The organism is Streptomyces vulcanius, assembly GCF_042653945.1.
Lineage (GTDB): Bacteria > Actinomycetota > Actinomycetes > Streptomycetales > Streptomycetaceae > Streptomyces > Streptomyces mangrovi.
Genome location: NZ_JBHSFK010000022.1, coordinates 148,984 through 169,763, shown reverse-complemented (window position 1 = coordinate 169,763; position 20,780 = coordinate 148,984). Strand labels below are relative to the sequence as shown.

Genomic DNA, 20,780 nt, shown 5'->3' with positions numbered 1-20,780 from the left:
GTGCGGGCATGACTCCCGCATCCGCATCCGCATCCGCATCCGCATCCGCATCCGTGTCCGTGTCCGTCGCTCTGCCTCCGCTGGCCGCCCGTGCCCGGTCCACCGGGGGGTCGCCCGTGCGGGACATCCTCGCCGTCACCGCCCGCCCCGAGGTGATCAACTTCGCGGGCGGGCTGCCCGCGCCCGAGCTGTTCGACCGGGAGGGCGTGGCGGCGGCGTTCCGGTACGTCCTGGAGGAGATGCCGGGGCAGGCGCTCCAGTACGCCACGACGGAGGGCGAGCCGGAGCTGCGGGAGCGGCTGGCGGCGCGGATGTCGGTGCGGGGACTGCCGACGGAGGCCGACGACCTGCTGGTCACCACCGGTTCGCAGCAGGCGCTGTCCCTGCTGGCCACGGCCCTGATCGACCCCGGTGACACGGTCCTGGTCGAGGCCCCCTGCTATCTGGCGGCCCTTCAGGTGTTCGGCCTGGCGGGCGCGCGGGTCGTGGCCGTGCCGGGGGACGCGGAGGGCCTCGACCCGGACGCCCTGGCGGAACTGGTGGTGCGGGAGCGGCCCAAGCTCCTCTACACCGTGCCCACCTTCCAGAACCCCACCGGCCGCACCCTGCCCGCCGACCGCCGCGCCGCGGTCGCCTCCGTCGCGGCCCGGCACGGGCTGTGGATCGTCGAGGACGACCCCTACGGCGAACTCCGCTACGACGGTGAGCGCGTCCCCTGGATAGCCGCCCACCCCGACGCCCGCGACCGTACGGTCCTGCTCGGCTCCTTCTCCAAGGTCATGGCCCCCGGTCTGCGGCTGGGCTGGCTACGGGCACCCGGGGAGCTGCGCCGTGCCTGCGCGGTCGCCAAGCAGGCGGCGGACCTGCACACGCCGACCGTCAACCAGCTCGCGGCGGCACGGTACTTGGCCGTGTCCGACCTCGACGCGCACGTGGCGAAGGTGGCGCACGTGTACCGCGCCCGCCGGGACGCCATGCTCGCGGGGCTGCGCGACGCACTGCCGGAGGGGTCGGAGTGGAACCGGCCCGACGGCGGCATGTTCCTCTGGGCCCGGCTGCCGGAGTCGTACGACACGGCCGCCCTGCTGCCGCAGGTGGTGCGGGAGGACGTGGCGTACGTCCCCGGCGCGCCGTTCTACGCCGCCGACCCCGACCGCTCCACCCTCCGGCTCTGCTTCGTGACCCAGACACCGGAGGAGATCGGTGAGGGGCTGCGGAGGCTGGGGCGGGGGCTCAGGGGGTAGCCGTCGGCGGCATCGGCCCCGGGTCTCAGTCCCACCAGAAGGACCAGGTGTGGTTGCCGACGAGGTCCTCGGCGTAGGCGGTCAAGGTGGCGTCCGTGTCGGGCAGCACGCTGGAGGGGCAGAAGGCGAAGTGCTCGGCGGTGATCGCCCGCGCCTGGGCGAGGTCGGCCGGCGGGGCCGCGACGGACACGTACAGGCGGTCGAAGCCCAGCGCGACGACGCGTATGCCGAAGCGGTCCTCCCAGGAGCGGAGGACGGCGCAGACACGGGCCACGTCCTCCTCGTGGTTCGCCGGGCCGGTCCAGCCGACGGCCGCCGGCAGGTCCGCGCTGCGGCGGGCGGACACCAGGGCCAGATGCGGCTCCTTGAAGCCGGGGACGCCTTCCGACAGCGCGTCGGCGACCTCGGTGGCGCGGGCATCCGGGGCGGCGGTGAGGGTGAGGCCCGCGGCGAGACCGGGCCAGCCGCCGTCCTCCTCCGCCGCGACCTCGGCCCAGTACTCCGCGAGCACCTCATCGGCGTCGTGGTCCCCGGGGTACGACATCGCTGCGGGCACCAACTCCCATTCCTCCGGGCCGCCCTGGCCGCCGCCGAGGTCCACGAGGACGGGCAGCAGCCCGGCTCGCCCGGCCGGACGGCCGAGAGCCTTCCAGGTGCCGGGTGCCGCCTGCTGTTCGGCGTGCCACAGCACGACCTCGCCCGTCGTCGCGTCGATCAGCCGCCCGAGCGGGAGTTGCAGCCCCAGGGAGCGCCCGCTGGGGTCGGTCGCGAGGTGGGGCAGCGGGTTGGGAAGAGTCGCCATACCGGTGACTGTAAGGGCAGGCACTGACAACGCGGGACGCGGTCGGCGAGCGTCTCAGGGGCGTCCCAGCCGGGCGGTGAGAAGCGCAGGTCAGAGGGGTGTTTTCGTCCCGGTGTCCCAGGGGGGCGGGTTTCCTTGCCGGGGTTTCGAAGGGTCTGCCAGCGTCGGGCCCCGAACCGGACGGACCCCAAAGGGTGGAGATCAAAAATGTCTGTACGAACCGCGAGGGCGAAGACGCTGACCCGGCTCGGCCTGGTGGCGGGACTCGCCGCCGCCGCGGCGGCCGTGACGGCCCCCACCGCCTCGGCCACCACCGCCCACGGGTGCGAGTGGCCGCGCGTGTGCTTCTACCTCACCGACGGCGACTGGGACAACGGCAACGGCACCCCGACGGCCGCCTTCCAGGACGTCACCTCGTCCTACCAGAACCTCGGTTCGCGCAGCCGGGGCGCCAACTGGGCGTACAACAGCCGTAACGACGACCGCGTCTTCCTGCGCTACATCCGCAACAGCACCGGCGCGACCGAATCCATCTGCGTGAACCCCAACACCGTGGCCAAGTTCACGTCGGACTTCACCGTGACGGGCATCCGGATCGAGACGGCGTCCTCCTGCTGAGCCGCTCCCTTCCGCTGCGCCGGCCGGGCTCACGGCCGGCGCAGCGCCTTTTCGCAGTAGGGCCAGTCGGCGAAGTCGCGGTCGCGGCTCCACAGGCGCTCGGCGGCCTCGATGTTCCACTCGGGGTCCAAGGCCTTGGCGGGAGTGCCGCCCAGCTCGCGCAGCCGAGCGTCGGAGAGCTGGAAGAGACCCCAGTTCCGGCTGCCGTTGGTGTTCGGCAGGATGTGCAGGGGGTCGAGGAAGGACTGGCAGTCGGCGATGGCCACGGCGTCGTCCGGTGCCTTGGCGAACACCTCGCGGATCCTCTTGCGGACCTTCGCCGGTGACCAGGTGACCATGCGTACCTTCGAGTCGTAGAGCGCCTTCATGGTGGCGTCGCCCACCACGCCGTTCGGCGGGATGCCCGCGAACACCTGGAACGCCGTCACCCGGCGCAGGGTCTGCGGGCCGAAGTCGCCGTCCACGTCGATGTCCGCGCCACGGCGTCGCAGCAGTGTCTGCACCTCGCTCACGCACGGGTCGTGCTGGCCCATGCTCACCACCGGCCGGCAGGCCTCCGAGAACAGCAGCCGGGTGTCCTCCGGCTCCTTCCGGGTGCCGGACGAGGAGGCGGCGGAGACTCCCCAGCCGACGAGCGCGAGCACGACGACTCCGGCGACGGCCGCGGTGGCGGTGCTGACGTGCGAACGGCGGTTCCTGTCCCACCAGTTCCGCTTCGGCTCCGGGGACTCCTGCAACTCCTGTCCGGGAGCGGGCACTTCGGGTTCGGGCTCGGGCTCGGGTTCGGCGGACTCGGCGGATTCGCGATCGGACTCGGATTCGCGTTCGCGTTCGGACTCGGGTTGCGGAGGGGTTCGGTCCGTGTCCGCCAGGGCCCAGAGCTGGTGCAGTTCGCGCAGTTCCGCGGGGGAGGCCCCGCAGACCGTGGCGACGCGGTGGGCCACGCCGTAGTCCTGTGGGACCGAGGAGCCCGCGCAGTAGCGGTGGAGGCTGGAACGGCTGATGCCGGTCTTCTGTGACAGCGCCTCGTAACTGAGCCCGGCCCTCTCCCGCAAGGCACGCAGACTGGCGGAGAACCGGTCGGTAGCCCCGTTTTGAATCATGAAGTCCCCCTTTGCTTACGGGACTTGGTCGGAGCCCCGGGGACAATGTGCCAGAAGTGAAGGGCTGTGCGCAGGTCTGGAGTACGCCTTGTGTTGTTTGTGTGAAGACGCGTCCTCTAGTCCACCCTGGCTCTGAAGCACTCCTTCCTGGCGCCCTTCGTGGGCAGGAAGCAGGCGCGGACCACGGTTCCCGGGCGGGTCGCCGTCATCGGGGTGTGGACGTAGGTGTCCGCCTCGGCGCGGTTGGCGACCCGGGCGACACGGCCCCGCAGTTCCACCCGGTCGCCGATCCGCGTGCCCCACATCCGTACCCAGGTCGCTCCGCACCCCTTGCTGTACCGCAGCTGCATCGACGCTCCGGTGGCGGTGACGTGCTCGGCCAGGGTTTCCGGTTCGGGGCCGCACTGCATGGCCACCGGGTCCCTGCCCTCGCATGCCCGGCCCCCGCAGCCCGGGCCGGTGGCGGACGGGGACGTCGGTGGCCATGCCGTCCCGCTCCGGTCGGGGAGGAGGAGAAGGGTCAGTACGACCGCACCGAACACCAGCGCGGACACCGACACCAGGACCGCCACGACCGTCGCTCCCCGGTGGCCGACGGCCGTGGACCCGCAGGGCGCCGGTGCCGAGAGGGGAGGAACGGGGGCGGGAGCCGGTTTCTGCCGCGTGTCGTTCCACTCCGACTGTGCCAGTTCCCGCAGCGCCAGGTACCGGCCCTCCGGTTCGCCGGCGAGTCGGCACAGCTCCTCGATCGCCGGGCGCGGTGGCAGTGTCCCGCCCTTGAGGTAGCGGTCCCAGGACGACTTGCTGAACGTGGTCTTCGCCGCGAGCCCCACCAGGCTCAGGCCCGTGCGGTCCTTCAACTCCCGCAGCCCGGCGGACAGTCGGGCGCTCTCCGGAGACGTCTCGGGCCCGGTCATCCGCGCAGCACCTTCCAGGTGTGCGGTCCGATCATGCCGTCCACCTCCAGACCGGATCGCTTCTGCACGGCTCTGACCGCCCGCCGCGTCAGGGGACCGAAGATGCCGTCGATGCCCCCTGGTGAGATACCCGCCCGGCGCAGCAGACACTGCGCCTCGGCCACGTCGGGACCGGCGTCGCCGGTGGCGAGGCCGGCGGTCCGGGTGCGGCTGATGCCCGCGTACCAGAGACCGGCGATCTGTTTGATCCGGCAGCTGTACACCGGGGCGGGCGAGGATCTGCCGGCGGTGGACGACGAGCCGGGCGGAGCGGCCACCGGTTCGCCGCTGTCGTCGTCGAGCCGCAGGACCAGGAGGACGGTCGAGGAGACGGCCAGCACCAGGGCCACCACCCCCGCGACGAGGGCGACGCGCAGGGAGGGACTCACCAGGAGGCGCGCGTGTCCGGCCTGCGCCGCCTCGGCGGCGGGCTCCGCGGAAGGCTCCGGCCCGGCCGGCCCCTCCGGCGCCGATAAGTTCACGCGTCTGTCGCCCCAGGCGGCCGCGGCGACCTCGTGCAGGGCGAGCAGCCGGACGGGATCGACCCCGCCGATCCGGGACAGTGCCTCCACGGCCTCGCGAGGCGGCAGCGACCGGCCGAGCAGATACCGCTCCCACGACTTCTCGCTGTATCCCGTCTTCGCCGCGAGTTGTCGCGTGCTCAGCCCGGTGTGATCTTTTAACTGACGTAACTGCGCCACCAACTGGCGTATACGCGGGTCCAGTTCGGCGGACAGCGCTTTGCGGCGCGCCATGTTGCCCCCAGTTGCGGTGATGGACCGTGGTCAGCGGCCTCCGCTTCGTCGCATTCTGCACGAGTTGCCCGATGTTCTGCCACAGATGTCCCGCTGTTCCGTCCCGACGGCTTGCGTCCGTGCAGGTCAGCGGATGGGACGTCCCGTGAGTACGTCAGTTCGGCGACGGCTGTGGCGGTCCCGTCCGCCGCCCCGCAGTCTCGGAGCCAACAGCCCGAACGAAACGAAGGGGGTAACGGCATGCGCATGACCAAGAAGCTCGCCGTCATAACCGGCGGTATCGCGCTGACCGGTGGTCTGCTGGCCGGAGGCACGGGGACCGCCGGCGCGGCCCCGGCCGCGCCGCAGGCGGCGTCGGACTGTCCGGCCGGCTGGTTCTGCGTCTGGGCCGGGCAGAACTACACCGGCCACATGCAGAAGGTCGCCGGGACGAACGCGAACCTCACCCAGTACTCGGTCTTCCAGAACTTCCAGTCGTGGTACAACCACGGCCGGTCCTGTGACTACAAGTGGTTCTCGGAGACGAACTACAACGGAACCAGCGCGGTCCTCGCGAGGGGGTCCATGGGGACCAGCAGCACGCACTACCGCCAGAACTCCAACAAGTGGGTCAACTGCGTCTGACCACTCGACCCACCGCAACGCCCGAGGGCGGCACCCCACCGCGGGTGCCGCCCTCGTCCGCTTTCGGCGTGCCTCAGAGCTTCTCGGGGGTCCTGATGCCCAGGAGGGCCATGCCCTGGTGGAGCGTGCGGGCCGTTACGTCGCACAGGAAGAGGCGGTTCTCCACCTGGGCGGGCGTGTCGGCCTTGAGGACCGGGCACTTGTCGTAGAACGTCGTGAACAGTGACGCCAGCTGGTAGAGGTACGCCGCCAGCTTGTGCGGGGCGTACTCCGCCGCCGCCTCCGCGACCGTCTCCGCGAACGCGTCCACGTGCAGGCCCAACGCCCGCTCCGCCGCCGCCAGTTCCAGTTCCGGGTGGGCCTGCGGGGCGATGTCGCCCGCCTTGCGCAGGATGGACCGGATACGGGCGTACGCGTACTGGAGGTAGACGGACGTGTCGCCGTTCAGCGAGACCATCTGGTCCAGGTCGAACTTGTAGTCCCGGTTCGCCGACGTCGACAGGTCCGCGTACTTCACCGCGCCGACACCCACCTGGGTGCCCCGCTCGGCGATCTCCGCCTCGGACAGCTGACGCTGGGTGTCCTTCTCCCGGACGACGGCCGTCGCGCGCTCGACCGCCTCGTCCAGCAGGTCCACCAGCTTGACCGTCTCGCCCTCACGCGTCTTGAACGGCTTGCCGTCCTTGCCGAGGACCGTGCCGAAGGCCAGCTGGTACGCCGTCACGTCCTCGCCCAGCCAGCCCGCCCTGCGGGCCGTCTCGAAGACCATCTTGAAGTGGAGCGACTGCCGCGCGTCCACCACGTAGACGAGCGTGTCCGCCTTCAGGCCGAAGACGCGGTCACGGATCGCCGAGAGGTCCGTCGCCGCGTAGCCGAAGCCGCCGTCGGACTTCTGGACGATCAGCGGGACCGGATTGCCGTCCGGGCCCTTGATGTCCTCGAAGAAGACGCAGAGCGCGCCCTCGGAGCGCACGGCGACACCGGACTCCTCCAGGAGGCGGCAGGTCTCGTGCAGCATGTCGTTGTAACCCGACTCGCCGACGATGTCCTCGTCCCGGATCTCCATGTCCAGCTTCTCGAAGACGGAGAAGAAGTAGATCTTCGACTCGTCCACGAACTTCTGCCAGGCGGCGAGCGTCCGCGGGTCGCCGGCCTGGAGGTCGACCACCCTGCGCCGGGCACGCGTCTTGAACTCCTCGTCGGAGTCGAAGAGCTTGCGCGCCGCCTTGTAGAGGCGGTCGAGGTTCGACATCGCCTCCTCGCCGCTGACCTGCGACTCCTTGTGGTCCAGCTCGTGCGGGTGCTCGTCCAGGTACTGGATGAGCATGCCGAACTGGGTGCCCCAGTCGCCGATGTGGTGGCGGCGCACGACGCTCTCGCCCGTGAACTCCAGAAGCTGGACCACCGCGTCGCCGATCACCGCCGAGCGCAGATGGCCGACGTGCATCTCCTTCGCCACGTTCGGCTGCGCGTAGTCGATGACCGTGGTGCCGGGACGGGCGGAGAGGGGCACACCGAGGCGGGCCTCGTCCGCGTACCGCGCGGCCAGGTTCTCGATGATCGCCCGGTCGGTGATCGTGATGTTCAGGAAGCCGGGGCCCGAGACCTCGATCTCCTTGATCACGCCTCCGGTCACGACCTGCGACACGACCTGCGTCGCCAGCTCCCGCGGGTTCGCCTTCGCCTTCTTGGCCAGCGCCAGGATGCCGTTGGCCTGGAAGTCGGCCCGGTCGCTACGTCGCAGCAGCGGGTCCGCACCGGCGGCCTCCGGCAGGGTGGCCGAGAGGGCGGACGCGAGGTGCTGCTGGACGGAGTCGCCGAGAGACGTGACCGAGGCCATAGGAGTGGGTGCCGTTCTCCTCGTGGGGATGGATAGACACCGCCAGTATCCCATGGGGGGTAAAGCGGTTTTCGCGGGTGCGGGGTGGTCTGGGAGTATGGGAGTCCCATACACAGGTTCCAGAATCAAGAGGACGTGCCGATCGTGGCTCAGAGCACCGAGACCACCGACTGGGTCTCCCGCTTCGCGGACGAGGTCATCGAGGAGTCGGAGCGTCGGGCCCCCGGCGCGGGGACATCAGTCGCTACCGCTCCGGTCGTCGTCGTCGCGTCCGGGCTCTCCCCCTCCGGCCCCATCCACCTGGGGAACCTGCGGGAGGTCATGACGCCGCACCTCGTCGCCGACGAGATCCGGCGGCGCGGGCACCAGGTCCGGCACCTGATCTCCTGGGACGACTACGACCGCTACCGCAAGGTGCCGGCCGGCATCGCGGGTGTCGACGACACCTGGGCCGAGCACATCGGCAAGCCGCTGACCTCCGTCCCGGCCCCCGCCGGATCCCCGTACCCGAACTGGGCCGAGCACTTCAAGGCCGCGATGACCGAGTCGCTGGGCGAGCTGGGCGTCGAGTTCGACGGGATCAGCCAGACCGCGCAGTACACCTCCGGCGTCTACCGGGACCAGGTGCTCCACGCGGTCGCGCACCGGGCCGACATCGACGCGATCCTCGACCAGTACCGGACGAAGAAGACGCCGGCCAAGCAGTCGCAGAAGCCCCTCGACGAGGCCGAGCTGGAGGCCGCCGAGGGGTCCGGGGCCGCGAGCGAGGACGACGGCAGCTCCGGGGCCGGATCCGTGGGGTACTTCCCGTACAAGCCGTACTGCGGCAACTGCGCGAAGGACCTGACGACCGTCACGGCCTACGACGACGACTCCACCGAGCTGACCTACACCTGCACCGCCTGCGGCTTCTCCGAGACCGTCCGGCTGAACGAGTTCAACCGCGGCAAGCTGGTCTGGAAGGTGGACTGGCCCATGCGGTGGGCCTACGAGGGCGTCGTGTTCGAGCCGAGCGGCGTCGACCACTCGTCCCCGGGATCGTCGTTCCAGGTCGGCGGCCAGATCGTCGGCATCTTCGGCGGGAAGCAGCCCATCGGGCCCATGTACGCCTTCGTCGGCATCAGCGGCATGGCGAAGATGTCCTCGTCCCGCGGTGGCGTCCCCACACCGGCCGACGCGCTGAAGATCATGGAGCCGCAGCTCCTGCGCTGGCTCTACGCCCGCCGTCGGCCCAACCAGTCCTTCAAGATCGCCTTCGACCAGGAGATCCAGCGGCTCTACGACGAGTGGGACAAGCTGGACGCCAAGGTCGCGGACGGGTCCGCGCTTCCGGCCGACATCGCCGCGCACTCGCGTGCGGTGCGGACGGCCGGCGTTGAGCTGCCGCGCACGCCCCGGCCGCTGCCGTACCGGACGCTCGCGTCCGTCGCCGACATCACCGCCGGGGACCAGGAGCAGTCGCTGCGGATCCTCAGCGAGCTGGACCCCGAGAACCCGATCGGGTCCCTGGAGGAGGCGCGGCCCCGGTACGACAAGGCCGAGGCCTGGATCAACACGCACGTCCCCGCCGACCAGCGCACCATCGTGCGGGCCGAGGCGGACGCCGAACTGCTGAAGTCCCTCGACATGGCTTCGCAGGAGTCGCTGCGGCTGCTCCGCGACGGGCTCGCCGAGCACTGGTCGCTCGACGGGCTGACGCACCTGGTGTACGGCGTCCCGAAGGTGCAGGCCGGCTTCTCCGCCGACGCCACGCCCAAGGAACTGCCGGCCGAGATCAAGACGGCCCAGCGGACGTTCTTCGCCCTGCTGTACCACCTGCTGGTCGGGCGGGACACGGGTCCCCGACTGCCCACGCTGCTCCTTGCGGTGGGGCAGGACCGGGTGCGGGCCCTGCTCGGGGAGTAGGCCGCGGTCGTGTTCTTACGGCGATGGGGGCGCCCGGTGTCGGTACCGGTCGCCCCCATCGCCGTACGCGCTGTCCGTGTTACGCGATGTGGTCCTCCTCCAGCTCCGCGTTGTAGCGGTGCTGGAAGCGTTCGTTGAGGGCCTTCAGGGCGCTCGGGCTGAGCATCGTGCCGTACGTCGCCTGGATGTTGTCGCCCAGGACGCCGGGGGTGGGGAAGCTGCCGTCTATCGACTGACGGAAGATCTTGTAGTACGCGTCCTCGTCCGGCTCGGGGGGCTCGGGGGTGCCGCCGCCCTCACCCAGCTCGCGGGTGCGGTTCGGGCCCACCGGGATGGGGAAGGTGCCCGTCTCCTCCGGGGAGGGTTCCTGGCCCGGGGCGGGGGGTTCCTCCTCGTACTGGTCGCGGTACTCGTCCGCCTGCTGCTGCTCCTCGTACCACTGGGCGTACTGCTCCGAGGGGTCGTAGGTGGGGTCGTAGCCGCCCTGGTACTGGGTGTTGGCGGGGGCGGCTGCCTGGAACCAGGGGCTTTCGTCGGGTTCCTGGACGGGTTGCTGTGCGTAGGGGCCGGGGGCTGGGACCTGGCGCTGCTCGCGGAGAGGTGCCGCTGTCTGTGGGACGGGCGCCGCCCCAGCAGCACGAATGCCCGCAGCCAGGGGGGCGGCTATGGCGGTTGCGGGGGCTGTCGGGGGGAGTTGCTGGTGTTGTTGGACCGGGGGGAGCAGGGCCGGTTCTATGCCTGCCGCTGCCAGGCCCGCCGGGGCCGTTTCCGCCAGGGGGACTCCGTAGCGGGCCAGACGCAGGGGCATCAGGGACTCGACCGGGGCCTTGCGGCGCCAGGCGCGGCCGAAGCGGGAGCGGAGCCTCGCCTGGTAGACGAGACGTTCCTGCTCCAGCTTGATCACCTGGTCGTAGGAGCGCAGCTCCCACAGCTTCATCCGGCGCCAGAGGAGGAACGTGGGCAGCGGGGAGAGCAGCCAGCGCGTGATGCGCACGCCCTCCATGTGCTTGTCCGCCGTGATGTCCGCGATCCGGCCGATCGCGTGCCGGGCCGCCTCGACGGCGACCACGAACAGGATCGGGATCACCGCGTGCATGCCCGTGCCCAGCGGGTCCGGCCAGGCAGCCGCGCCGTTGAAGGCGATGGTGGCCGCCGTCAGCAGCCAGGCCGTCTGACGCAGCAGCGGGAAGGGGATCCGGATCCAGGTCAGGAGCAGATCCAGGGCGAGCAGGACGCAGATGCCCGCGTCGATGCCGATCGGGAACACGTACGAGAAGTTCCCGAAGCCCTTCTCGAGGGCCAACTCGCGTACGGCCGCGTACGAACCGGCGAAGCCGATACTGGCGATGATCACGGCTCCGGCCACGACCACGCCTATGAGAACGCGGTGCGTACGAGTCAACTGGATTGGCGCGGCCACCTACTCCCCTCCCCTTGCGTGTTGCTGCGCGCAACAGGGTGGCACATGTGTGCGGCGAACGGGTTGCCGGACCGTCAGCTCTTCTTGGCGGACGAGGATGCCTTGGGGCTCGCCGACGTCGACTTGGACGGGGAGGCGGAGGCCCCCTTCGCCGGGGACGCGGAGGACGACTTCGAGGGGGCCGGGTTCGAGGGGGTGGCCGAACTGCCGCCACTCGCCTCGCCGTTGGCCGACTGGACCGCCGTCACCGCCTCCTTCGCCGCCTTGTTCGCGGCGGCGGCGAGAGTGTCCGCGCTCGGCGCCTTGTCGCCCGCCAGACCGGCGCCGTTGTAGTCGAGGGTGACGACCACGTTCTCGACGCGTGAGACGACCGTCTGCTGCTTGAAGCTCCCTTCCTTCTTCTTCAGGTCGTAGCGCACCGCCGTCGCCTCGTCGCCCGTGCCGGTGACCGTCTCGGTCTTGACGTTCTTCGCGTCCGTCACCGTCTGGGCGACCTTGACCTGCTTCGCGTAGTACGTCTCGGCCTGGGTCTCGGCGTCACCGGCCGCCGCGTCCGAGTCGAAGCGGAGGAAGGAGACGCTGAGCCAGCGGAACTGCGAGCCCTTCACACCGTTGTTCTGGAGGCTGGACCAGGAGCAGCCGGCGCGGGCGGCCGTGTCACTGGAACTGCCCTCCTTGCCGGAAGACGCTCCCTTCGGCACCAGGCCGGTCAGCGTCTTCTTCGACAGCACCTTGCAGGCGCCGGGCAGCGTCGCGTACGCGGCCGGCTGGACGGTGGGCGCGGAGGTCGTGGCCTCGCCCGCGCTGCCGGCGGCGCCCTGTGCGGATTCGTTCGAGCCGGAGGAGCCCGAGTCGGAGTCCGAGTCCGAGGAGCAGGCCGCGGCGAACAGCATCACCGGCACCGCGAGCGCGGTGGCGAGAACACGGTTCAGGCCTCCTGCGGTGCGGGTGGCGCGCTGGTCAAACTGGTCGTCTCGCTGGGCTCGTCGCTGCATGGTTCCTTCACTCATGACGCTTTTGACGCTCTCGGTTCCTGCGGTCGGATCGGGTCCGAGGGGCCACGGTACGCGGTGGGACAGCTGTGCGGTTCTGCTTCACCGGCTTTGCGAACGGGCGCCGGGCGGGCACCGAAGGGCGTTGTCAGGCCAGGGAGTCGGCCAACTGCGAAGCCAGTTTCCGGGCCTTGTCCTGCATTTCCTCACTGTCCGGAACCGCTCCGACCGTGGCCGGCTGCTCCTCGTACTCGATGGTCACGATGACGTTGGACGTGCGGAACGCCACAGTGATGGTCCGCTGCTTCACCGTCGAACCGGAGCTGCCGAGGACGTCGTCGAGGTACGCCTCGTCACCGAGGTCGTCCAGCAGGCGGGGCTGGAGGTCGGTGGGGGTGCCGGACGCGGAGGGCGAACTGGAGGGAGAGGCGGAGGAGGACGCGGACGGGGATGACGAGGCGGTGGCGGAGGCGGACGTCGAGGGGGTCGCGCTCCCGGATTCGGTGCCGGTGTCGGAGGCGGTGGGCTCCGGGAGATCGGCCGCGGTGATCTTCTTGCCGAAGAGGTCCTCGGCGTCGGTGTCGTCGCTGACGGAGGTGTCGTAGGAGACGACACGCTCGAAGTCGACGAGGAGGTGGTCGGTGTCGTCCGCCGACTGGACCTTCCAACGGCAGCCGACCTTGCGGTCCGTGTCGAAGGTCAGGGTCGCCTCGCCCGCGTAGGCGGTCGCGCGCTGCTCCTCGTCGGCGATCTCCCGGATGCCGGGCAGCAGCGAGTCGAGGGTGGCGCGGGGGACGACCCCGCAGGCCTCGGGGAGGGTGGTGTAGCGGCCGGGCTCGGCGGCGGCGGACGCGGTGCCGGCCTGGCCGGGGTTGGAGTTGTCCGTCGGACTGCCGTCGTCCGAACCGCTCGTGCAGCCTGCCAGCAGCGCCGCGAGGAGGGCGGCGACGCCGGGGACGTAGGCCTTCCGCTGCACGGTCGGCTCCTCTCGAACGGTCGTGACGTTGGCTTTAATCGGTTGCCGGGCGGGGGCGGCCCTTGCAGACAATGTGTATCGCACGCAACACCGTGGACGCCGGTCCACCGTCCTCTTTCGGTGACCTTGGCACCGGTTTTGCGGCTCATGGCTTTTGCTTTGCTTTGTTGTTTCTTCATGGGGATGAGGGCGATATGTCGTACGTGGAGATGCCGGGCGCGAAGGTGCCCATCCGGATGTGGACCGACCCGGCGGCGGTCGAGGAGGGCGCACTCCAGCAGCTGCGCAATGTCGCGACCCTGCCGTGGATCAAGGGGCTCGCGGTCATGCCGGACGTGCATTACGGGAAGGGTGCGACGGTCGGGTCGGTCATCGCGATGCAGGGTGCGGTGTGTCCCGCGGCGGTGGGGGTGGACATCGGCTGCGGGATGTCGGCGGTGAAGACCTCCCTGACGGCGAACGACCTGCCGGGCGACCTGTCCCGCCTGCGCTCGAAGATCGAGCAGGCGATTCCGGTGGGGCGGGGGATGCATGAGGATCCCGTCGAGCCGGGGAGCTTTCATGGCTTCGCCGCTGGGGGGTGGGACGACTTCTGGGGGCGGTTTGACGGGGTCGCAGAAGCTGTGAAGTTCCGGCGGGGACGGGCGGCTGCCCAAATGGGGACTCTGGGCGGGGGCAACCACTACCTCGAACTCTTGCTCGATTCTGCGGGGTCTGTGTGGCTCACTCTTCACTCTGGCTCCCGGAATATCGGCAAGGAACTGGCCGAGCATCACATCGGCGTGGCCCAGAAGCTTCCGCACAACCAGGGGCTGATCGACCGTGACCTCGCGGTGTTCGTCGCCGACACTCCGCAGATGGCCGCATACCAGAACGATCTCTACTGGGCGCAGGAGTACGCCAAGTTCAACCGGTCGATCATGATGGCACTCTTCAAGGACGTTCTCCGAAAGGAGTTCAAGAAGGCCCGGGTGAATTTCGAGCCCGAGGTGAGCTGCCATCACAACTATGTGAGCCGCGAGCGCTACGAGGGCATGGACCTACTCGTCACGCGTAAGGGAGCGATCAGTGCCAGGGCGGGCGAGTACGGGATCATCCCCGGCTCGATGGGTACCAGTTCGTACATCGTGAAGGGGCTCGGAAACGAGAAGGCATTCAACTCGGCCTCCCACGGCGCCGGTCGGCGCATGAGCCGCAACGCGGCCAAACGGCGCTTCTCGACGAAGGACCTGGAGGAGCAGACGCGGGGCGTGGAGTGCCGGAAGGACTCCGGTGTCGTGGACGAGATCCCCGGTGCTTACAAGCCGATCGAGCAGGTGATGGATCAGCAGCGGGACCTCGTGGAGGTCGTCGCGAAGCTGAAGCAGGTCGTTTGTGTGAAGGGCTGACCGATGAGGCCCCCGGTAGCCGGGGGCCTCACTCATGTCATTGATCGCCTGACGTCATAATCCGGCTGTTGCGGAATCGCCAGAGGCGCATACGGCAGCTCTGTTCGCTGCGTCCGAGTTTCGTGGCCACTGCCGTGACGTCGTTGGTCTCGAGGAGTAGCTGGTCTTCGGAGGCGGTCCAGCGCCTTGAGCGCACGATCCGCATGTCGTATGGGCGCCTCCAGGAGGCGACTGAGTCTGCTTTTACCTGCTTGCGTCCGAGGGACAGGCAGCCTGGGTAGTACAGGTCGGCTGCCAGAATCTGAGCGGCTTCCTTCTCGTAGACGATGTTGTAGACACCATCGCGCGTGTTGCGGTTCGTCATGCGCTCCACACCGGTGATCGACCGGGCATAGCTGCTCAGGTGGGCAGCGATTGCCGTGCTCGATGTGGTCAGGGAGACGAAGGGGATGCCTTGGCCTGCGTGGCCGATTGAGCCGTCGGCGTCGATGAGCCCTCGCAAGTAGTCTCGACAGGAGAAGTCGACGCTTGGTGGAGAGATTTGCCGCGATTTGCGACCATAGGGCAGGCCGAGGTTGTTGAGTTTCGTCCGCGCCTCAAGGGAGCACAGGGTCCACACCGCCGAGTGGTGGTTTTCGGCGAAGTTTGTGGACCGGGTGCGCTCGGTGACGCTGCTGTTGTATGGCGTCAGATGTTTGAACCGATACAGCAGATCGATGTCGCGGAAGTTGAGTTCGACGCTCAGGCGGCCCTTCTGTCCCGTGCCCTGGTAGAGGTGTCCGTCCGCCTGCAAGAAGCCGAACATGTACGCGTACTCCGGGACCGTCAGGTCCATGAACTGGTGGGCGATAGGCTCGCAGTCAGCCATGAGGAAGTCAGTCCTTCCTTGTTGGTCAGGCCCTCGCCAGGGATGCCGCCCCGGCGGGGGCCGTCGTGTTGATGTTCTGCTGCGAGGCTAGGTCTCCAGTTCGGGCGCCGAGCGGGTGATCGGGGTTGTTCACTCATGTGGGGGATGAGTCGCACGTGGCGACGTTGTTTTTAATGGTGGGGCTGCCGGGGGCCGGGAAAACCACGCGGGCTCGGGAGTTGGCCGATGTGCATCGTGCGCTGCGGCTGTCTCCCGACGAGTGGATGATTCCGTTGTTCGGGGAGTCCGAGGCGGGCGGGAAGCGCGCTGTGATGGAGGGGCGGCTGCTCTGGGTCGCGTTGGAGGCGTTGCGGGTGGGGACCGGGGTTGTTCTGGATTTCGGCTGCTGGTCCCGGGATGAGAGGTCGGCTGTCCGGTGGCTGGTGGAAGCCGTGGGCGGGGTCTGTCGGGTGGTGTATGTGCCAGTGGACCCTGAGACCCAGCGTGCTCGGATCGAACGTCGGCAGGCGACCACGCCGGATCAGACCTTTCCGATGAGCGAGGCGGACCTGCTGCGTTGGCGGGCGTTGTTCGAGGAGCCCGGGGCGGGGGAACTGGCCGGGGCGCCGATCGGGGCGCCCCCTGACGGGTGGTCGGACTGGGCGGCGTGGGCTGCCCATCAGTGGCCTTCGCTCGCCTGAGCCGGGCTACTTCGCGTGGCGCACCGCGTAGATCATGACGAACGCCACGAAGTGGATGCCGAAGAGGAAGTAGCCGAGCCACCACCACATCTGGCGTTCGTCATGAGGGTCCTTGTGAGGTTCCTTCGACGTCATCTACGACTCCCTGTGGACCTTGGTGTTCGAGGCCTGGGCCCGGGGGCGGAGGACCAGGAGGTCGACGTTGACGTGGGCGGGGCGGGTCACCGTCCAGGTGATGGTGTCGGCCACGTCGTCGGCGGTGAGGGGCTCGGCGACGCCCTCGTAGACCGCTGCGGCCCTGTCCTCGTCGCCTGCGAAGCGGGTCAGGGCGAACTCGTCCGTCTTGACCATGCCGGGGGCGATCTCGATCACCCGGACCGGGTGGCCGACGATCTCCAGGCGCAGGGTCTCGGCGAGGACGTGGGCGCCGTGTTTGGCGGCGACGTAGCCCGCGCCGCCCTCGTACGTGCCGTGGCCGGCCGTGGAGGAGACGACCACGACCGTGCCGTCGCCGCTCGCCACCAGCTTGGGCAGCAGGGCCTGGGTCATGTGCAGGGTGCCGAGGACGTTCGTCTCGTACATCGTGCGCCAGTCGGCCGGGTCGCCGGTGGCCACCGGGTCCGCGCCCAGGGCGCCGCCCGCGTTGTTGACCAGGACGCCGATGGTCTGGAACGCCGACGCGAACTCGTCGACCGCCTCGCGGTCCGTCACGTCCAGCTGGTACGCCGTCGCCGAGCCGCCCGCCGCGACGATCTCCTCGGCCAGCGCCTCGATACGGTCCTTGCGGCGGGCGGTGAGGACGACGCGGTAGCCGGCCGCGGCGAGCCGGCGGGCCGTGGCGGCGCCGATTCCGCTGCTCGCACCGGTGACGACGGCGATGCGGGAGGCGGCGGACGGGGCGGCGGTGGCCATGCGGTGCTCCTCGGGATGCCTTGGGATGCCTTGGGATGCCTTGCGGGTGGACTCCGACCCAGGATAGGTCGGGCCTCAGCCGCCGTTCCTCGGTGCCCACATGATGACCGCCATTCCCGCCACGCAGATCAGTGCTCCCGTCACGTCCCAGCGGTCGGGGCGGTAGCCGTCGGCGACCGTGCCCCAGGCGATCGAGCCCGCGACGAAGATCCCGCCGTACGCGGCCAGGATGCGGCCGAAGTGCGCGTCGGGCTGGAAGGTGGCGACGAAACCGTAGGCGCCCAGGGCCAGGACCCCGCCGGTGATCCACAGCAGGCCGCGGTGTTCGCGTACGCCCTGCCAGACCAGCCAGGCGCCGCCGATCTCGAAGACCGCCGCGACGACGAAGAGGGCGGCCGAGCGGAGGATGAGCATGGGCATGGGGAGCAGCTTGTCACCTGTTGGGGGGCGCCTCGGGTCGTGGGGCGCGGGGGATACATGGCCTGCGTACGACAGCCGTTTGCGAGTGAGGAGCGTGGCAGCGTGGCAATGCGCGCGATGCGGGGTTCGGTGCTGTGGGGGGCCGTGCTGGCGGTCGGGGTGGCCTCGCCCGCGGTGGCGGAGCCCGTCGAGGCCGATCTGTCGTATCACGGGTACGCCGTCATGGAAGGGGGGCGGGTCGACGTACGGCTGACTCCGCGCAATCACGGTCCGGCGGACGTCGCCGACGCGACCGTACGGCTGCGCTGGTCCGTGCCGCTGGAGGCGCGGACGGCGCAGCGGCTGCCGGCGGGGTGTGCGCGTACGGGTGAGCGGTCCGTGGTGTGCCGTACGGGGCCGCTGGCGGCGGACGGGCCGGGGGAGCGGATCTCGCTGGGGGTGTGGCTGCGGGGCCGGCCGGCGGAGGTGACGCTGGAGATGGACACCGTGTGGGCGGACGGGTCCGTGGACCGGAACCGTGACAACGACCGGCAGCAGGTGCTGGTGCTGGACACCGGGGACGCGTACTCCTTCTGATCCCCTTGCCCTGGTTCCCTGCCCTGATCCCTTGCCGTGGCTTTGCACTCCGCTGAGTACGATCTGCGGACGGTACCGGCGAAGCCGGGGGGCAGGGGGCGATGGGGGCGATGCAGGACACCGCGATACGGGCGGCCGAGGTGCCGGGGGCCGAGGCGCCGCCGGGTCGTCAACTGCCGCGCAACTGGCCGTTGCTGCTGCTGGGTGCCGCCGTGCTGCCCGGGCTGGTGCTGGTGGTCGTCGGGCGGTCGCTGGAGGAGCCGGCCGTGCAGGCGTGGCGGACGGTGGCGCTGGCGGTGACGGTGCAGGCGCTGCCGTTCCTGCTGCTGGGTACGGCGTTGTCGGGGGCGATCAACGCGTTCGTGCCGGCGAGTGTGTTCGGGCGGCTGCTGCCGAAGCGGCCGGCGCTGGCGGTGCCGGTGGCGGGGATGGCGGGGGTGGTGCTGCCGGGGTGCGAGTGTGCTTCCGTGCCGGTGGCGAACAGTCTGATCGGGCGGGGGGTCACGCCTGCGGCTGCCTTTGCGTTTCTGCTCTCCGCGCCCGCGATCAATCCCGTGGTGCTGACGGCGACCGCCGTGGCGTTTCCCGGCAGTCCCGAGATGGTGCTGGCCCGGCTGGTGGCCTCGCTGGTCACGGCGGCCGTGATGGGGTGGCTGTGGCTCTGGCTGGGGAAGGAGGAGTGGCTGCGGCCGACGGTTCGGCACTCCGGGCATGTGGTGGGGCGGAGCCGGTGGACCGAGTTCCGGCGCGGGTTTCAGCATGACTTTCTGCATGCGGGTGGGTTTCTCGTGGTGGGGGCGATGGCGGCGGCGACCTTCAATGTGGCGGTGCCGCGGTCGGTGCTCGACACGTTCTCCGGTTCGCCGTGGCTGTCGGTGCTGTTCCTGGCGGCCCTCGCGATCCTGCTGGCGGTGTGCAGTGAGGCGGACGCGTTCGTCGCGGCCTCGCTGAGCGGGTTCTCGCCGACGGCGCGGCTGGCGTTCATGGTGGTGGGGCCGATGGTCGATCTGAAGCTGATCGCGTTGCAGGCGGGGACGTTCGGGCGGGCCTTCGCGGTCCGGTTCTCCGGGGCGACGGTCGTCGTCGCGGTGGTGTGCAGCGCGGTCGTGGGAGGGGTGCTGCTGTGAGGCGGTTCGTGCAGGTCGCGTTGTTGGTGCTGAGTGGTCTCGGGTTGTTGCAGACCTCGCTGTTCACCGAGGAGTACCTGAGGTATGTGAAGGCGGGGATGCGGCCGTTGCTGGTGGCGTCCGGGGTGCTGCTGGTGGTGTTGGGGGTGCTGGAGGCGTGGGCCTCGTGGCGGGGGGAGCGTGAGCATGGTGAGGAGGGTGGGCATGGGCACGATCACTCTGGTGTGCCCCGGGTCGCCTGGCTGCTGTTTCTGCCCGTGCTGAGTCTGCTGTTCTACGCGCCGCCCGCGCTCGGGTCGTACACCGCCTCGCGGGAGCCGGCGAAGGTCGTCGCGACGGTGGACGACGACGGGTTCGATCCGTTGCCGAAGACGTCTCCGCTGCCGATCACGCTGACCGACTTCACCATTCGGGTGCAGCAGGACCGCAGCCTGGCGATCAAGGGGCGGGCCGTGCGGATGACGGGGTTCGCGTCTCCCGCGTCTTCCGCTGGTGGCGGTGGGTGGTATCTGACGCGGATCGTCGTCAGCTGCTGTGCGGCGGATGCGGCGACGTTGAAGGTGCGGGTGTACGGCATTGCCATGCCCAAGGCGGACACGTGGGTGACGGTCACCGGCGTGTGGCACGCGGGCGGGAAGCTGGGGACTTCGTCGGGGGCGGTGGCTCTGGACGCGCGGGGTTTGGAGCAGATTCGCAAGCCGTCTAATTCGTATATGGATGCGGTGCCATTGGGGTAGTGGGCCCCTGAGGGGCGCGGTGGCCGGCGTAGGTCGTTGGGGGGACGCCCACTGTCGCGGTGAAGTCGCGGATCAGGTGGGCCTGGTCCGCGTAGCCCAGGTCCGCGGCCAGGGACGCCCAGTCCACGGGCCCGTCCGTTTCCGCTCGTTCCAGGGCCTCGTGGATGCGGTAGCGGAGGATGACCCACTTCGGGCTTACGCCGATGTACGCGGCGAACAGGCGTTGTAGTCGTCGTACGGAGACTCCCTCCTCCTGGGCGAGGTCTGTGACCTTGCGGATGGTGCGGTCGGTGCGGATGCGGGCGGTGAGGGCCATCGCGTGGTCGGCCTGGGGGTCGGGGCGGGGGCCGAGGGAGAGGAGGTAGGTGTCGAGGGCGGCGACGCGGGCGTCCTCGTCGGGTGGGGTGAGGACGGGGGTGGGGTCGGTGTCCGGGAGGCGGATTCTCTTGCCCGTCCACTCCGACACCGGGCGATGAGGGGCGAAGGGGCGGAAGCCGCCGGGGCGGAACTGGATGCCGCAGACGCGGCCCCTTCCCTCCAGTTTCTGGGTGAAGAGGGTGAGGCCGATGCCGGAGATCTCGGCGAAGGGGGCCTGGTTCTCGTACTGCTGGAAGACGATGTTGACGGAGGGGTGCGGGACCACGTGCGAGGCGTACGGCTGGGGGAGGTTCCAGTCGATCAGCCAGTAGTGCTCTAGGTAGGGGCGCAGGGGTTCGGCGGGTTCGCGGCGGCGGAAGTCCACGTGCGCGAAGAGGTCGGTGGCGTCGACGATGCCTCGGGTGTCACGGCGTGGGGCGGCCATGTGATCGAGCGTACGGCGGGGCACTGACAACGCGT

22 protein-coding genes are annotated in these 20,780 nt (G+C 69.9%); 9 read left to right on the top strand and 13 right to left on the bottom strand.

The annotated features are described in order from the left end of the window. The first annotated feature begins 8 nt into the window (after positions 1-8). Positions 9-1,244 (top strand): aminotransferase-like domain-containing protein, encoded by a 1,236-nt coding sequence (locus ACFPIH_RS30850; protein WP_381179362.1) that lies wholly within the window; start codon positions 9-11, stop codon positions 1,242-1,244. A gap of 25 nt (positions 1,245-1,269) precedes the next feature. Here the strand turns inward: ACFPIH_RS30850 and ACFPIH_RS30845 are convergent, their stop codons facing one another. After that, the gene (locus ACFPIH_RS30845; RefSeq protein WP_381179359.1) at positions 1,270-2,046 is read right to left on the bottom strand and encodes a DUF4253 domain-containing protein; all 777 of its coding nucleotides are present in this window, start codon (positions 2,044-2,046) and stop codon (positions 1,270-1,272) included. A 207-nt stretch (positions 2,047-2,253) separates the two neighbouring features. Between ACFPIH_RS30845 and ACFPIH_RS30840 the strand changes: the two genes are divergently transcribed. Beyond that, positions 2,254-2,664, top strand: a complete 411-nt coding sequence (locus ACFPIH_RS30840; protein ID WP_381179356.1) for a hypothetical protein — start codon at positions 2,254-2,256, stop codon at positions 2,662-2,664. 29 nt (positions 2,665-2,693) lie between these two features. Here the strand turns inward: ACFPIH_RS30840 and ACFPIH_RS30835 are convergent, their stop codons facing one another. The 3 genes from ACFPIH_RS30835 to ACFPIH_RS30825 form a co-directional block, all read right to left on the bottom strand. Next, the gene (locus tag ACFPIH_RS30835) at positions 2,694-3,767 is read right to left on the bottom strand and encodes a helix-turn-helix domain-containing protein (RefSeq protein ID WP_381179353.1); all 1,074 of its coding nucleotides are present in this window, start codon (positions 3,765-3,767) and stop codon (positions 2,694-2,696) included. A 116-nt stretch (positions 3,768-3,883) separates the two neighbouring features. Continuing rightward, positions 3,884-4,684, bottom strand: coding sequence for a helix-turn-helix domain-containing protein (locus ACFPIH_RS30830; protein ID WP_381179350.1), 801 nt, complete (start codon positions 4,682-4,684; stop codon positions 3,884-3,886). Beyond that, positions 4,681-5,478 (bottom strand): peptidoglycan-binding protein, encoded by a 798-nt coding sequence (locus ACFPIH_RS30825; RefSeq protein ID WP_381179348.1) that lies wholly within the window; start codon positions 5,476-5,478, stop codon positions 4,681-4,683. The genes ACFPIH_RS30830 and ACFPIH_RS30825 overlap by 4 nt, the downstream gene beginning before the upstream one ends. 240 nt (positions 5,479-5,718) lie before the next feature. Here ACFPIH_RS30825 and ACFPIH_RS30820 point away from each other — a divergent pair, with 240 nt between their 5' ends. Beyond that, positions 5,719-6,102, top strand: coding sequence for a peptidase inhibitor family I36 protein (locus ACFPIH_RS30820; RefSeq protein ID WP_381179345.1), 384 nt, complete (start codon positions 5,719-5,721; stop codon positions 6,100-6,102). A 73-nt stretch (positions 6,103-6,175) separates the two neighbouring features. Here ACFPIH_RS30820 and argS read toward each other — a convergent pair whose 3' ends face one another. After that, positions 6,176-7,942: an arginine--tRNA ligase gene (gene argS, locus ACFPIH_RS30815; protein WP_381179342.1), complete on the bottom strand. Its 1,767-nt coding sequence runs from the start codon at positions 7,940-7,942 to the stop codon at positions 6,176-6,178. 135 nt (positions 7,943-8,077) lie between these two features. On the opposite strand from argS, the gene lysS reads away from it, so the two are divergent. Further along, positions 8,078-9,847, top strand: coding sequence for a lysine--tRNA ligase (gene lysS, locus ACFPIH_RS30810; RefSeq protein ID WP_381179339.1), 1,770 nt, complete (start codon positions 8,078-8,080; stop codon positions 9,845-9,847). Positions 9,848-9,926: 79 nt separating this feature from the next. Here the strand turns inward: lysS and ACFPIH_RS30805 are convergent, their stop codons facing one another. The 3 genes from ACFPIH_RS30805 to ACFPIH_RS30795 form a co-directional block, all read right to left on the bottom strand. Further along, positions 9,927-11,267, bottom strand: coding sequence for a DUF2637 domain-containing protein (locus tag ACFPIH_RS30805; RefSeq protein WP_381179336.1), 1,341 nt, complete (start codon positions 11,265-11,267; stop codon positions 9,927-9,929). A gap of 74 nt (positions 11,268-11,341) precedes the next feature. Beyond that, positions 11,342-12,262: a DUF3558 domain-containing protein gene (locus ACFPIH_RS30800; RefSeq protein WP_381179333.1), complete on the bottom strand. Its 921-nt coding sequence runs from the start codon at positions 12,260-12,262 to the stop codon at positions 11,342-11,344. Positions 12,263-12,407: 145 nt separating this feature from the next. Next, entirely contained in the window at positions 12,408-13,235 is an 828-nt protein-coding gene (locus ACFPIH_RS30795) for a DUF3558 domain-containing protein (protein ID WP_381179330.1), read from the bottom strand. Between the two features lie 194 nt (positions 13,236-13,429). Here ACFPIH_RS30795 and ACFPIH_RS30790 point away from each other — a divergent pair, with 194 nt between their 5' ends. Next, on the top strand, positions 13,430-14,623 hold the full coding sequence (locus tag ACFPIH_RS30790; protein WP_381179445.1) for an RtcB family protein: 1,194 nt from the start codon (positions 13,430-13,432) through the stop codon (positions 14,621-14,623). Positions 14,624-14,660: 37 nt separating this feature from the next. On the opposite strand, the gene ACFPIH_RS30785 is transcribed toward ACFPIH_RS30790, so the two are convergent. Beyond that, positions 14,661-15,491, bottom strand: a complete 831-nt coding sequence (locus ACFPIH_RS30785; protein ID WP_381179327.1) for an LAGLIDADG family homing endonuclease — start codon at positions 15,489-15,491, stop codon at positions 14,661-14,663. Positions 15,492-15,646: 155 nt separating this feature from the next. On the opposite strand from ACFPIH_RS30785, the gene ACFPIH_RS30780 reads away from it, so the two are divergent. Continuing rightward, complete coding sequence (locus ACFPIH_RS30780) at positions 15,647-16,171, top strand: P-loop nucleotide/nucleoside kinase family protein (protein WP_381179324.1); 525 nt, start codon at positions 15,647-15,649, stop codon at positions 16,169-16,171. Positions 16,172-16,177: 6 nt separating this feature from the next. Here ACFPIH_RS30780 and ACFPIH_RS30775 read toward each other — a convergent pair whose 3' ends face one another. From ACFPIH_RS30775 to ACFPIH_RS30765, 3 genes are all read right to left on the bottom strand, one after another. Continuing rightward, positions 16,178-16,306: a hypothetical protein gene (locus tag ACFPIH_RS30775; RefSeq protein ID WP_381179321.1), complete on the bottom strand. Its 129-nt coding sequence runs from the start codon at positions 16,304-16,306 to the stop codon at positions 16,178-16,180. After that, positions 16,307-17,083 (bottom strand): SDR family NAD(P)-dependent oxidoreductase, encoded by a 777-nt coding sequence (locus ACFPIH_RS30770; protein WP_381179318.1) that lies wholly within the window; start codon positions 17,081-17,083, stop codon positions 16,307-16,309. A gap of 75 nt (positions 17,084-17,158) precedes the next feature. Then, complete coding sequence (locus tag ACFPIH_RS30765) at positions 17,159-17,497, bottom strand: YnfA family protein (RefSeq protein WP_381179442.1); 339 nt, start codon at positions 17,495-17,497, stop codon at positions 17,159-17,161. 114 nt (positions 17,498-17,611) lie between these two features. On the opposite strand from ACFPIH_RS30765, the gene ACFPIH_RS30760 reads away from it, so the two are divergent. From ACFPIH_RS30760 to ACFPIH_RS30750, 3 genes are all read left to right on the top strand, one after another. After that, positions 17,612-18,079 (top strand): hypothetical protein, encoded by a 468-nt coding sequence (locus ACFPIH_RS30760; protein WP_381179439.1) that lies wholly within the window; start codon positions 17,612-17,614, stop codon positions 18,077-18,079. Between the two features lie 110 nt (positions 18,080-18,189). Next, the gene (locus tag ACFPIH_RS30755; RefSeq protein WP_381179436.1) at positions 18,190-19,206 is read left to right on the top strand and encodes a permease; all 1,017 of its coding nucleotides are present in this window, start codon (positions 18,190-18,192) and stop codon (positions 19,204-19,206) included. Next, positions 19,203-19,943 carry a TIGR03943 family putative permease subunit gene (locus tag ACFPIH_RS30750; RefSeq protein ID WP_381179315.1) on the top strand — a complete coding sequence of 247 codons (741 nt, stop codon included), beginning with the start codon at positions 19,203-19,205 and terminating at the stop codon, positions 19,941-19,943. Before ACFPIH_RS30755 ends, ACFPIH_RS30750 begins: the two co-directional genes overlap by 4 nt. On the opposite strand, the gene ACFPIH_RS30745 is transcribed toward ACFPIH_RS30750, so the two are convergent. Continuing rightward, positions 19,909-20,745, bottom strand: coding sequence for a DUF6597 domain-containing transcriptional factor (locus ACFPIH_RS30745; protein WP_381179312.1), 837 nt, complete (start codon positions 20,743-20,745; stop codon positions 19,909-19,911). The two genes, ACFPIH_RS30750 and ACFPIH_RS30745, sit on opposite strands and share 35 nt — an antisense overlap. Positions 20,746-20,780 lie beyond the last annotated feature (35 nt).

Coding starts and splice junctions, on each gene's coding strand:
- ACFPIH_RS30850 (WP_381179362.1), top strand. CDS start 9: ATGACTCCCGCATCCGCATCCGCATCCGCATCCGCATCCGCATCCGTG.
- ACFPIH_RS30845 (WP_381179359.1), bottom strand. CDS start 2,046: ATGGCGACTCTTCCCAACCCGCTGCCCCACCTCGCGACCGACCCCAGC.
- ACFPIH_RS30840 (WP_381179356.1), top strand. CDS start 2,254: ATGTCTGTACGAACCGCGAGGGCGAAGACGCTGACCCGGCTCGGCCTG.
- ACFPIH_RS30835 (WP_381179353.1), bottom strand. CDS start 3,767: ATGATTCAAAACGGGGCTACCGACCGGTTCTCCGCCAGTCTGCGTGCC.
- ACFPIH_RS30830 (WP_381179350.1), bottom strand. CDS start 4,684: ATGACCGGGCCCGAGACGTCTCCGGAGAGCGCCCGACTGTCCGCCGGG.
- ACFPIH_RS30825 (WP_381179348.1), bottom strand. CDS start 5,478: ATGGCGCGCCGCAAAGCGCTGTCCGCCGAACTGGACCCGCGTATACGC.
- ACFPIH_RS30820 (WP_381179345.1), top strand. CDS start 5,719: ATGCGCATGACCAAGAAGCTCGCCGTCATAACCGGCGGTATCGCGCTG.
- argS (WP_381179342.1), bottom strand. CDS start 7,942: ATGGCCTCGGTCACGTCTCTCGGCGACTCCGTCCAGCAGCACCTCGCG.
- ACFPIH_RS30800 (WP_381179333.1), bottom strand. CDS start 12,262: ATGCAGCGACGAGCCCAGCGAGACGACCAGTTTGACCAGCGCGCCACC.
- ACFPIH_RS30790 (WP_381179445.1), top strand. CDS start 13,430: ATGTCGTACGTGGAGATGCCGGGCGCGAAGGTGCCCATCCGGATGTGG.
- ACFPIH_RS30785 (WP_381179327.1), bottom strand. CDS start 15,491: ATGGCTGACTGCGAGCCTATCGCCCACCAGTTCATGGACCTGACGGTC.
- ACFPIH_RS30775 (WP_381179321.1), bottom strand. CDS start 16,306: ATGACGTCGAAGGAACCTCACAAGGACCCTCATGACGAACGCCAGATG.
- ACFPIH_RS30770 (WP_381179318.1), bottom strand. CDS start 17,083: ATGGCCACCGCCGCCCCGTCCGCCGCCTCCCGCATCGCCGTCGTCACC.
- ACFPIH_RS30765 (WP_381179442.1), bottom strand. CDS start 17,497: ATGCTCATCCTCCGCTCGGCCGCCCTCTTCGTCGTCGCGGCGGTCTTC.
- ACFPIH_RS30760 (WP_381179439.1), top strand. CDS start 17,612: ATGCGCGCGATGCGGGGTTCGGTGCTGTGGGGGGCCGTGCTGGCGGTC.
- ACFPIH_RS30755 (WP_381179436.1), top strand. CDS start 18,190: ATGCAGGACACCGCGATACGGGCGGCCGAGGTGCCGGGGGCCGAGGCG.
- ACFPIH_RS30745 (WP_381179312.1), bottom strand. CDS start 20,745: ATGGCCGCCCCACGCCGTGACACCCGAGGCATCGTCGACGCCACCGAC.